This is a genomic window from Kitasatospora sp. NPDC004531, assembly GCF_053602195.1.
The window spans coordinates 22018-33259 of record NZ_JBSGDD010000081.1; the positions used below are offsets into that span (position 1 = coordinate 22018).

At 73.8% G+C, this 11242-nt stretch carries 10 protein-coding genes and 1 pseudogene; 7 read left to right on the plus strand and 4 right to left on the minus strand.

All coding sequences use genetic code 11. From position 1 onward, the window contains the following. Positions 1 to 122 precede the first annotated feature (122 nt). Positions 123 to 1700: a 2-trimethylaminoethylphosphonate dioxygenase gene (tmpA, locus tag ACWEMJ_RS26500; RefSeq protein ID WP_452139636.1), complete on the plus strand. Its 1578-nt coding sequence runs from the start codon at positions 123 to 125 to the stop codon at positions 1698 to 1700. A 93-nt stretch (positions 1701 to 1793) separates the two neighbouring features. After that, positions 1794 to 2381 (plus strand): annotated as a pseudogene (locus ACWEMJ_RS26505) (phosphatase PAP2 family protein); the annotation flags it as partial. Positions 2382 to 2531: 150 nt separating this feature from the next. Here ACWEMJ_RS26505 and ACWEMJ_RS26510 read toward each other — a convergent pair. Beyond that, positions 2532 to 3224: a response regulator gene (locus ACWEMJ_RS26510; RefSeq protein WP_452139637.1), complete on the minus strand. Its 693-nt coding sequence runs from the start codon at positions 3222 to 3224 to the stop codon at positions 2532 to 2534. Between the two features lie 31 nt (positions 3225 to 3255). Continuing rightward, positions 3256 to 4647 (minus strand): sensor histidine kinase, encoded by a 1392-nt coding sequence (locus ACWEMJ_RS26515; protein ID WP_452139638.1) that lies wholly within the window; start codon positions 4645 to 4647, stop codon positions 3256 to 3258. A gap of 190 nt (positions 4648 to 4837) precedes the next feature. Here ACWEMJ_RS26515 and ACWEMJ_RS26520 point away from each other — a divergent pair, with 190 nt between their 5' ends. Beyond that, positions 4838 to 5545, plus strand: a complete 708-nt coding sequence (locus tag ACWEMJ_RS26520; RefSeq protein ID WP_452139639.1) for a toll/interleukin-1 receptor domain-containing protein — start codon at positions 4838 to 4840, stop codon at positions 5543 to 5545. 61 nt (positions 5546 to 5606) lie between these two features. On the opposite strand, the gene ACWEMJ_RS26525 is transcribed toward ACWEMJ_RS26520, so the two are convergent. Beyond that, positions 5607 to 6014, minus strand: coding sequence for a RidA family protein (locus ACWEMJ_RS26525; protein WP_452139640.1), 408 nt, complete (start codon positions 6012 to 6014; stop codon positions 5607 to 5609). Between the two features lie 43 nt (positions 6015 to 6057). Beyond that, a complete protein-coding gene (locus ACWEMJ_RS26530; protein ID WP_452139641.1) occupies positions 6058 to 6825 on the minus strand; it encodes a GntR family transcriptional regulator in 768 nt (255 codons plus the stop codon). Positions 6826 to 7113: 288 nt separating this feature from the next. On the opposite strand from ACWEMJ_RS26530, the gene ACWEMJ_RS26535 reads away from it, so the two are divergent. From ACWEMJ_RS26535 to ACWEMJ_RS26550, 4 genes are read left to right on the plus strand one after another with little or no spacing between them, the layout of a single operon-like run. Next, positions 7114 to 8280 carry an ABC transporter substrate-binding protein gene (locus tag ACWEMJ_RS26535; RefSeq protein WP_452139642.1) on the plus strand — a complete coding sequence of 389 codons (1167 nt, stop codon included), beginning with the start codon at positions 7114 to 7116 and terminating at the stop codon, positions 8278 to 8280. 8 nt (positions 8281 to 8288) lie between these two features. After that, positions 8289 to 9251 (plus strand): ABC transporter permease, encoded by a 963-nt coding sequence (locus tag ACWEMJ_RS26540; protein WP_452139643.1) that lies wholly within the window; start codon positions 8289 to 8291, stop codon positions 9249 to 9251. Next, on the plus strand, positions 9239 to 10069 hold the full coding sequence (locus tag ACWEMJ_RS26545; protein ID WP_452139644.1) for an ABC transporter permease: 831 nt from the start codon (positions 9239 to 9241) through the stop codon (positions 10067 to 10069). The genes ACWEMJ_RS26540 and ACWEMJ_RS26545 overlap by 13 nt, the downstream gene beginning before the upstream one ends. A gap of 23 nt (positions 10070 to 10092) precedes the next feature. Then, a complete protein-coding gene (locus tag ACWEMJ_RS26550; protein ID WP_452139645.1) occupies positions 10093 to 11163 on the plus strand; it encodes an ABC transporter ATP-binding protein in 1071 nt (356 codons plus the stop codon). The last annotated feature ends 79 nt before the right edge of the window (positions 11164 to 11242 follow it).

Genomic DNA, 11242 nt, shown 5'->3' on the forward strand with positions numbered 1-11242 from the left:
GCGCGGACAGGGTTCGGCCGCCCGTGGCCGGGCGTTCACCGGTGGGGCGACCGGTGTACGCGGAAGGGTATTTGGCTGAGCAGCCCCCGCAGAAGTTGTCTGTACAACCGGAGGCTGCTCCCATGCCCGTCCCCAACCCCTACTGGCTGCGCGACAACTGCCCGTGCGCCGAGTGCCGCGACCCGCGCAGCGGGCAGAAGCGGTTCCAGGTCGGCGACCTGCCGGACGGCCTGGCCGCCGTCGAGGCGGTCGAGGACGCGGCGGGCCTGAGCGTGCGCTGGTCCGACGGCCACCGCTCGCACTACCCGACCGGTTGGAACTCCCCCGAGCAGGACGGCGACCACCGCACCGAGCACGGCAAGCGCCTGTGGGAGGCCGCCGACTTCGCGCGCGGCCTGCCCGAGGCCGACTGGGCGACCTACCTGGCCGATCCCGAGGAGCGGATCGCCGTGCTGGCCGCCGTCCGCCGCTCCGGCTTCGCGGTGCTCCGCGGCGTCCCCGTCGAGGAACGCCAAGTCCTGTCCGTGGCAAGGACGTTCGGCTACGTCCGGGACACCAACTACGGCGAGCTGTTCGACGTCCGGGTGGAGCCCGACGCGGTGAACTTCGCGTTCACCGACGCCGCCATCGCCCCACACACCGACAACCCGTACCGCGACCCCGTCCCCACCCTCCAGCTGCTGCACTGCCTGCGCAACGAGGCCGCCGGCGGCGACTCCGGCCTGGTGGACGGCTTCCGCGCGGCCGACCTGCTGCGCGCGGAGGACCCGGAGGCGTTCGCGCTGCTGGCCCGCACCCCGGTGCCGTTCCGCTATCGCGACCGCACCGCCGACCTGTCCGCCGAGATGCCGATGATCGGCCTCGACCCGCGCGGCGCGATCCGCGAGATCCGCTTCAACAACCGCTCCATCGACACCCTGCGCACGCTCACCGGCGCCGAGCTCGACGCCTTCTACGCCGCGTACCGGCGCTTCGCGGAGATCACCCTGCGCCCCGAACTCCAACTGGAGTTCCGCCTCGGCCCCGGCGACTGCCTGATCTTCGACAACACCCGCCTGCTGCACGCCCGCACCGCCTTCGAGCAGGCCGGCGGCCGCCACCTCCAGGGCTGCTACGCCGACCTCGACGCGCTGTCCTCCACCCTCGCCGTCCTGCGCCGCAACGTCGCCGTCCTCGACGAACTGGAGGCGCTGTTCGCCGGCGAGGGCTCGGGCGAGTACCTCGGCGAGGCCGTCACCATGGCCCAACACATGCTCCAGGCCGGGCAGTTGGCCCGCCGGCAGGGCGCACCGCCGGCGCTGGTGGCGGCCGCCCTGCTGCACGACATCGGCCACTTCCACGGCAGCGGCCTGGAGCTGATGGCCGGCGCCGACAACCGCCACGGCGCGAAGGCCGCCGCCTGGCTGTCGCGCTGCTTCCCCGCCGCCGTCACCGAGCCCGTCCGGCTGCACGTCCCGGCCAAGCGGTACCTGTGCGCCGTCGAGCCCGACTACTTCGCCGAGCTGTCCCCCGCCTCGGTGCACACCCTCGGCCTCCAGGGCGGCCCGATGGGCGAGGACGAGGCCGCCGCCTTCGCCGCCGGGCCGTTCGCCGCCGACGCGGTGGCCGTCCGCCGCTGGGACGAGGCCGCGAAGGACCCGTCGGCCGCCGCCCCGGAGTTCGCCGAGTTCCGGCCGCTGCTGATGGCGCTGATGGGCTGAGCCTGCCGCGCTGTCAACCCCGACCATCGTCAGGGGCGCCGCCCGACTTTCGGGCCGGGTGGAACGGCGGTCGCCGCGCCTACCGTCCCGACCATGACGCACACGCACAGGAGTTCCAGGAGCACCGCCGCCCGTCCACGGCCCGTCCTCGCCGCCGCCCTGCTCGGCACGGGGGCGGGGGCGGTGGCCCTGCTGGCGCCGTCGGGCGGCGGAGCGGAGCCGGCCCGCTGGTCGGCCGCCGGCTACCGCCGGGTGGCGGACGCCGTCGCCGACGCCCCGCACGCGGTGGCCTCGCTGCTGGAACCGGCCACCGAGGCCGGACTGCTGGTACTCGGGCTGCTGCTGGCGTTCGGCTGGTGGACGGCCCGGGCCCGACGGGACGCGGGCGCGGTCGCGGGGGTGGCGCTGGTCGGGCTCGGCACGGTGCTGGCGTACGGGACGAGCGAGGTGCTGAAGGTCTTCCTCGACGAGGAGCGGCCCTGCCGGGCGCTGACCGGCCTGCCCGGCACGGCCGTCGCCGACTGCCCGCCGCCCGGCGACTGGTCGTTCCCCAGCAACCACGCCACCCTGGCGCTCGCGCTGGCGACCGGACTGGTGCTGCTGCGCCCGCGCTGGGCGCTGCTGGTCGTCCCCGTCGGCGGGGCCACGGCCGCGCTGCGGGTGGCGGCCGGCGTGCACTACCCGCACGACGTGCTCGCCGGGGCGGCGCTCGGCGGCGCCGTCACCGCGGCGGTGCTGCTCGCCCTGCGGCCGACGGCCACCCGCGCGGTGGCCGCGCTGACCGGGGCGCCGCTCCTCGGCCGACTGCTGTCGGCCCCGGCCACCGGGGCGTCAGTTGCCCACGCGCACACCGTCGATCAGCCCGGCCTCGTGCGCGAGGACGGCGGCGGCCGCCCGGTTGGCCACCCCCAGACGCGCCAGCACGGAACTCACATGGGCCTTCACGGTGCCCTCGACCACGCCCAGCCGGCGGGCGATCCGGCCGTTGGACAGCCCGGCGGCGACCAGCGCCAGCACCTCCCGTTCCCGGGCGGTCAGCGCGGCCACCTGTTCCCGGGCGGCGGTGCGCCGGTCGGCGGGCCCGCCGGCCCCGGTGGCGGCCAGGTGGGCGACCACCCGGGCGGCCACCTTCGGTGACAGGTAGGCCGCCCCCGCGGCCACCGCGCGCACCCCGGCGAGCAGTTCCTCGGGCTCGCCGGACTTGATCAGGAAGCCGTTCGCGCCACCGCCGAGGGCCCGCAGGATGTAGTCGTCCTCGCCGAAGGTCGTCAGCATCAGCACCCCGGTGGCCAGGCCGCCCCGACGGATCTCGGCGGCGGCCGCGATACCGTCCGTGCCCGGCATCCGGATGTCCAGCACGGCGACGTCCGGCCGGTGACGCCGCACCAGTTCGACCGCCTCCCGCCCGTCCCCGGCCTCGGCGACGATCTCGATCCCCGGGTCGGTGGCGAGCACGGCGCGCAGCCCCGCGCGGATCATCGGCTCGTCATCGGCGAGCAGGACCCGGATCGGTGCGGTGGTCATCGGCAACTCCAGTCAGATCATCGTCACAAGGTCAGGAAGCCAGCACGTCACGCGAGACCAGCCGGCCGTCCTGGAAGCACAGCCGGTACGCGTCGCCGGCCCGGTCCACGAACAGCTGGGCGGTGATCGCGTAGTGCACGCACGAGACGCCCTCGCCCGGCGGCGGCGCGGGCGTCGAGGGCCCGCTCGGCGGCAGGTACGGCAGGCGGTGGCCGGGCAGCACCCGCTCGACCGAGGCCCGGTCCTGCCCCACCTGGAGGGTCGCGTACACCTCCGGGTCCAGCACCGACAGGCTGACCACGTAGAACGTCCACATCCGCAGCGCCACCGTCAGCAGCACGGCCGTCGCCAGCGGGACGAGCACCACGGCGGCCAGCGTCCGGCCGACCTTGCGCCGGGCCCGCAGCAGTTCCCGCACCGGCGACGGCGCGGCGGCCGGCCCCGGCGCGACGGGCCCGGCGGGGCGTCGCGGCAGCTCGGCCGCCACCTCGAACCCGCCGTCCTCCCGCCGCCCGTGGACGAAGCTGCCGCCCGCGAGCCGGACCCGCTCGGCCAGCCCGACCAGGCCGCGCCCGCCGCCCGCCGCGGACACCGCCGGCCCGGGCCCGTTGGCCACACTGATCCGGGCGCCCCCGTCCGTGTACGCGACCCGCACGGTGACGGCCGTCCCCGGCGCGTGCTTGGCGGCGTTGGTCAGCGCCTCCTGCACCACCCGGTACGCGGCGTGCTCGGCGGCGCGCGGCAGCCCGTCCGGCTCGCCGGTGATCTCCGCCCGGACGTCCAGTCCGGCGGCCGCCGCGTCCGCCACCAGGTGCGGGATGTCCGAGTCGGCCGGGCCCCGGGCGGCGGCGTCCTCGTCCCCGGCGCGCAGCACGCCGATCACCTCGCCGAGCCGGTCGACGGCGGCCGCCGCACCCGCCCGGATCTCCTGCACGGCCTCCCGGTGCGGCGCGGCAAGGTCGGGGGCGAGCTTCAGCACCCCGGCGCGCAGCGCGATCAGGCTGAGGTCGTGCCCGAGGGCGTCGTGCATGTCCTGGGCGATCCGGGCCCGCTCCCGCAACCGGGCCTGCTCGGCGACGAGTTGCTGCTCGCGCTCCAGCCGCTCCGCCCGCTCCCACCCGGCCCGCACCAGCTCCTGCGACTGCCGCCAGAACCGGCCCAACAGCCACGGCCCCATCCCGGCGCACACCGCGAGCACTACGAACCGCAGCCCCAGCACGATCCACGCCGGCACCGACCCGACGACCAGCACCCCGCCCGCCACCAGCACGGCGAACACCACCACCGCCGGCCGCACCCGCTCCGTCCGCAACCCGGCCCAGAACGCGACCCCGACCGCCGGCACCACCCACCACAGACTGGCGACCCCCAGCCCCACACACACCGCCGCCACCACCGGCAGCCCGACCCCGCCCATCCGCATACCCACGACCCTACGACGCCCGCCCCCACCTGCGGATCTGCCGAAAGTCATACCCCGCCCCAGGGCCGGATCACCCGGCCGCGAAAACCTGCTCGGCAAAGAGCCCCCGCCTCCCTCACCGACAATGAACTCTTCATCAAATACGATAAGTTGACGCGCGGTGACAGGAAGTCGAGTCGCGGGAGCGGCCTTGGAACGGCGTCGCGTGTTCATCTCCTACAGCCGGCGCAACGAGAACGACCGCGCCCTGGCCGCACAGATCGAGGACGGCCTGCACCATCTCGCCCGCCGCCGACTGGGCCGGCTCTCCTCGGTCGCGGTGTTCCGGGACAGCACCGGCCTGGGCGCGAACAGCGACCTGCCCGGCGAGCTCATGAAGCACCTGGCAGCGGCGGACCACCTCATCTACCTGGCCTCACCGACGGCCGCGGCCTCGCCCTGGGTGGCCCGGGAGCTCGCCTTCTGGCGTCGACACAAGTCCGTGGACACGCTGTTGATCGCGCTGGCCGACGGCGACATCGCCTGGAACCCGCAGGCGGCGGACTTCGACTGGACCCGCACCACCGCGCTGCCCGGCGTGCTGAGCGGCGCGTTCCGCGACGTGCCGTTCTGGGTGGACCTGCGGGCGGTGCGCCCGAGTGCCCGCCGCCCCATGGCAGTGGGCAGCCCGTTCCGCGACCGGGTGGTGTCGCTGGCCGCGCCCGTCCACGGAATCGGCAAGGCCGACCTGGACAGCCGGGACCTGCGGCTGCAACGACGCCGCACCCGCAGCCTCCAGTGCCTGGTGACTTTCCTGACGCTGGCTCTGGTCGGCTCGGGTGTCGCCGGGTTCATCGCCGTGCGGCAGTGCAACCTGGCCCGCACCCGGCTCGCGGCGTTCCCGCGCCCTTCGCGCTGACCCTGCGAACGTCGGAACCCAGCTGCGCAAACCGCCTGCCGGCAGAAGTGACGGCCCCCGCTCAGTCGGCCAGGGCCGCCGTCAGGTCGATCTCCACCAGTTGGCCCCGGTAGCCGAGGGCCGCGACGCCCAGCAGGGTGCTGGCGGTGGTGAGGGCGGGGGCGAGCGGGCCGGTGCGCAAGTGGTCCCAGGCGGCGGCGAGTTCGTCGCGGCGGTCGCTCACCACGTAGATGACCGAGCGGACCACCCGCTCCGGGCCGGCGCCGACCGCACGCAGGGCGAGGAGCGAGTTGGCCACCACCTGGTCGAGCTGCGCGAACAGGTCGCCCTCGCCGACCAGGGCCCGGTCCGCGTCCAGCGGGCACTGCCCGGCCAGGTGCGCGGTGCGGCCGGCCTCGACGACGGTGATGTGGGCGTAGCCGGCGGTGGGGTGGAGTTCGGCGGGGCTGAGGCGCGTGATCCCGGTCATCCCCCCATGCTCGCCCACCCGCCGGCGCCCCGCACCCGGGATTTCAGTCGTTCTCCCGCGCGTGCCGCGAAAGCGCCGACGAGGCGAGGGAGTTGTGGATGGAGAACGCCACCGTCCCCGGCAGGTACCGGTCCTGCGACCACTCCACGGGCGTGCCGGTCGGGTCGGTGGTGCGCCGCTTCTCGCGCAGCAGCGGGCTGCCGCGCCGGCAGCCGAGCAGGCGGGCGTCGTCGGCGTTGGCGCCGACCACGTCGATGGTGTGGTCGGCGTCGCTGAACAGGATGCCGTGCTCGCGCAGCGGTTCGGTGTGCGAGACGGCGTCGGGCGGGAGTTGGGCGACGAGTTCGCCGACCCTGGGCGGGTAGACGGTGCGTTCGACCATGACGGGGGTGCCGGAGAGGGTGCGCAGCCGGAGCATGACGTAGACCTCGGTGCCGGCTTCGAGGCGCAGCTGTTCGCGTTCGGCGGCGTCGGCGGGGCGGCGGACCATGGATTCGAGCCGCCCGCCGGGCTCCTCGCCCATCGAGCGGGCCCAGTGGGTGAAGGAGAGCAGTTCGGAGAACGACTGCACGCGGGCGCTGCCGAGGACGACCCGCCGGGTGCCGCGGCGGGAGGTGACGAGGCCGTCGGCGCGCAGCAGGGCGAGGGCCTGGCGGACGGTGCCGCGGGAGACGCCGTACTGCTCGGCGAGGGCGCCCTCCGCCGGCAGCCGTCCGGCGTCGCCGAACGAGCCGGAGGTGATCGCTTCGCGCAGGTCGGCGGCCACCTTGCGGTAGAGCGAACCGGCGGCGCTGTCCTGGTCGGATGCCACGTGCGTCGAGTCCCTTGGCTGGTAAGGAGATTGGGCCGTGTCCGCGGCGTGATCGCGCGTACACCATTGACTGTAGCCGCTGCCGCCGGACGGCCCGGTCCGGGGCGCGACCGTTCCGACAGCCGCCCCCTGTACTGGGCCGTCCGTTCACTTTCCCGTCACCGGCCTCGGGCGTACTTACCTCGGGCGACGGAAGTTGGCTGGCCAACTTGGCCGCGTACCTGCCGCGCCGCGCACCGAACACCTCTTGTGATCTCTGCAGCTCCACTTCCTCCAGGAGACCCTCCCGTGACCGTGCACCGCCACCGCGCCGCCGCCCTCGCGGCCGTGCTGACCGCTGCCGCACTCTCCCTCTCCGCCTGCGGCTCCGCCGGCTCGACCGCCAAGTCCGGCGACGCCAAGGGCGGTTCGGGCAACGCGAAGACCGCCACCTCGCTGGCCGACTTCGGCGGCATGGACGGCCTGGTCGCCGCCGCGAAGAAGGAGGGCAAGCTGCACGTCATCACCCTCCCGCGCGACTGGGCCAACTACGGCAAGCTGATGGACGACTTCAAGGCGAAGTACGGCATCGAGATCGAGGACGAGAACCCGGACGGCTCCAGCCAGGACGAGATCAACGCGGTCAAGTCCCGCAAGGGCCAGGACCGCGCGCCCGACACCCTGGACCTGGGTTCGGCGTTCGCGCTGTCCGCCGCCAAGGAGGGCATCCTCGCCCCGTACAAGGTCGCGAACTTCGACAAGATCCCGGACACCATGAAGGACCCGGCCGGCCTGCGGGTCAACGACTACGGCGGCTACATCTCGATCGGCTGCGACGCCAAGAAGGTCGCGGTCTGCCCGAAGACCTTCGCCGACCTGCTGAAGCCCGAGTACAAGGGCCAGGTCGCGCTGAACGGCAACCCGACCAAGTCCGGCTCGGCGTTCGGCGGCGTGTACGCGGCCGCGCTCGCCAACGGCGGTTCGCTGGACAACATCCAGCCCGGCATCGACTTCTTCGCCAAGCTGAAGCAGTCCGGCAACTTCAACCCGGTCGAGTCCACCCCGGCCACCGTCGAGAAGGGCGAGACCCCGATCTCGATCGACTGGTCGTACCTGAACGCCGGCTACACCGACGAGTTCAAGGGCAAGGGCATCGACTGGCAGGTGACGATCCCCGCCGACGGCTCCTACGCCCAGTTCTACAACCAGGCCATCAACAAGGACGCCCCGCACCCGGCGGCCGCCCGCCTGTGGATGGAGTTCCTGTACTCGGCCGAGGGCCAGAACGGCTTCATGGGCGGCTACGCCACCCCGGCGCTGTTCGACGCCATGAAGAAGGACGGCACCCTGGACACCGCCGCCGCGGCCAAGCTGCCGGCCGTCGAGAAGCCGTTCACCACCTTCCCCAGCTCGGAGCAGATCGACGCGGCCAAGAAGGTCGTGACCGAGAACTGGGCCAAGGCGATCGCGGGCTGATCACCGACATGACCACGGCTCCCACCCCGGTGCCGGCCCCGGCCGCCGCTGACCTCAGCGGCGGCCCGGTGGCCACCGGCACCGCCACGACCTCCCCCACCCCCGCGAAGCCCGCCGGACGCCGCCTGCTGAGCGGCAGGTCCTGGCTGGCCACGCTCCCGCTGCTGGTGTTCTTCCTGATCGGCTTCGGCCTGCCCGCCGTCGCCATCGTCACGGGCGCGTTCACCGTCTCCAGCGACGCGGAGACCGGCGCGGGCTCGTTCACCACCGCCAACCTCACCGACTCGGTGCAGGGCGCCTACTGGACGGCCCTGGTCTCCAGCGTGAAGCTGTCCGCGCTCACCGCGCTGATCGGCACCGTGGTCGGCGTCCCGATCGCCCAGGCGGTCCTCACCTCCCGGTTCCGGGTACTGCGCGAGGCGGTGCTGACCGCCTCCGGCGTGCTCGCCAACTTCGGCGGCCTGCCGCTGGCGTTCGCCTTCGTCGCCACCCTCGGCAACGCCGGCGAGCTGACCAAGCTGTTCCACCTGACCGACCACGGCTGGTCGCTGTACAGCTTCACCGGCCTGACCATCGCCTACCTGTACTTCCTGGTGCCGCTGATGGTGCTCACCATCACCCCGGCCCTGGAGGGCCTGCGGGTCCAGTGGCGCGAGGCCGCCCAGAACAACCGGGCCACCGGCCTCCAGTACTGGCGGCACGTCGCGCTGCCGATCCTGTTCCCGTCCCTGCTCGGCGGCTTCGTGCTGCTGTTCGGCTCGGCGTTCGCCGCGTACGCCACCGCCGCCGCGATGGTCGGCGCCACCGTCCCGCTGATCAGCCGCCAGATCGCCGACGCGCTGTCCGGCAACGTGCTGACCGGCCAGGGCAACCTGGCCCTGGCGCTCAGCCTGGACATGATCATCGTCGCCGTCCTGGTGATGGCCGTCTACCTGCCCCTCCAGCGCCGGAGTGCCCGATGGCTCAGCTGATCTCCCGTCTGCGGGTCTGGCGCGGGGCGGTCCTGCTGCTGGCCGGCCTGTACTTCCTGATCCCGATGGCCGCCTCGGTGTGGTTCTCCATCGACGACCCCAACGGCACCGTCTCCTTCGACGCCTACACCGGGCTGCTGTCCGCCCCGGGCTTCACCGACAGCCTGGTGCTCACCCTCGAACTCGCCGCCGCCACCGTCGTCGTGCTGCTGCTCCTGCTGGTCCCCGCGATGATCGCGGTCCGGCTCGGCTCGCCGAAGCTCCGACCGGTGCTCGAAGTGGTCTGCACCCTGCCGCTGGTGGTGCCGCCGGTCGCGCTGACCGCCGGCCTGATCGGCGTGCTCCGCTGGGGCCCCGACTACCTGATGGACACCCCGTTCTTCCAGACCTTCGTGTTCATCCAGCAGCCCGAGTTCCCGCTGGTCCTGGTGATCGCCTACGTGCTGATGGCCATGCCGCTCGCCTACCGCGCCCTCGACTCCGGCCTGCGCGCCGTGGACGTCCGCACCCTGGTCGAGGCCGCCCGCAACTGCGGCGCGAGCTGGCCCCGCGCCGTCGTCCAGGTGATCCTGCCGAACCTGCGCGGCGCCCTGCTGAACGCCTCCTTCCTCACCCTGGCCCTGGTCCTCGGCGAGTTCACCACCGCCTCGATCCTCGGCTACCAGCCCTTCGCCGTGTGGATCTACTCGGTCGGCAACAGCCAGGGCCAGATGTCCGTCGCGGTGTCCGTGCTCAGCCTGCTGATCACCTGGGTGCTGCTGCTCCTGCTGGCCGCCGCCGGCCGCGAGCGCCGCCACAAGACCGCCACCGCCTCCTGAGCCACCCCCGGAGACCACCACCCATGAGCACCGCCACCGTCGCCCCCGCCACCAGCGCCACCGTCGAATTCCGCTCCCTGCGGCGGCAGTTCGGCACCACCACCGCCCTCGACGGCCTCGACCTGACGGTCGAACCGGGCGAACTCCTCGCCCTGCTCGGCCCGTCCGGCTGCGGCAAGACCACCGCGCTGCGCATCCTCGCCGGGTTCGAGACCCACGACTCCGGCGAGGTCCTGGTCGACGGCGAGGACATCACCCGGATCCCCGCCCACCGGCGCGACGCGGGCATGGTCTTCCAGTCCTACAGCCTCTTCCCACACCTGACCGCCGCCGACAACGTCGCCTTCGGCCTGCGCATGCGCGGCGTCGCCAAGCCCGAACGCCGCAGGCGCGCCCACGAGTTGCTCGAACTCGTCGGCCTCCCGCAGCGCGCCGAGCACTACCCGCACCAGATGTCCGGCGGCCAGCAGCAGCGCATCGCCCTCGCCCGCGCGCTCGCCCTCCAGCCCCGCGTCCTGCTCCTCGACGAGCCGCTCTCCGCGCTCGACGCCAAGGTCCGCCTCTCGCTGCGCGAGGAGATCCGCCGCCTCCAGCAGGAACTCGGCATCACCACCCTGTTCGTCACCCACGACCAGGAGGAGGCCCTCTCGATGGCCGACCGGGTCGCCGTCCTGCGCGCCGGGCAGCTCGAACAGTGCGCCACGCCCTCCGAGCTCTACAACCGGCCGGCGACGGCGTTCGTCGCCGAGTTCGTCGGCACCATGAGCCGCATCCCGTGCTCGCGCACGGCCGACGGGCAGGTCGAGGTGCTCGGCCACCGCCACCCCGTCGACGGCGACCTCCCCGCCGACGGCGACCTGCACGTCCTGGTCCGCCCCGAGAACGTCCAGCTCGCCCCCGCCGCCGACGGCCCCGCCCAGGTCGTCGCCGCCTCCTTCCTCGGCGCCGTCACCCGCCTCACCGTCCGCCTCCCCGACGGCACCGAGATCAAGTCCGACCTCCCCACCGAGACCGCCACCACCCTCCCCCTCGGCACCCACGCCACCCTCACCCTCCCCCCGCGCCCCGTCCTCGTCGACCGCGCCACCCCCTGACGCCCACCCCACGCCCGCCCCCGCCCCCGCCCCGTCAGGGGCGCATGGGGGCACCTCGCGCCCCGTCAGGGGCGCGGGG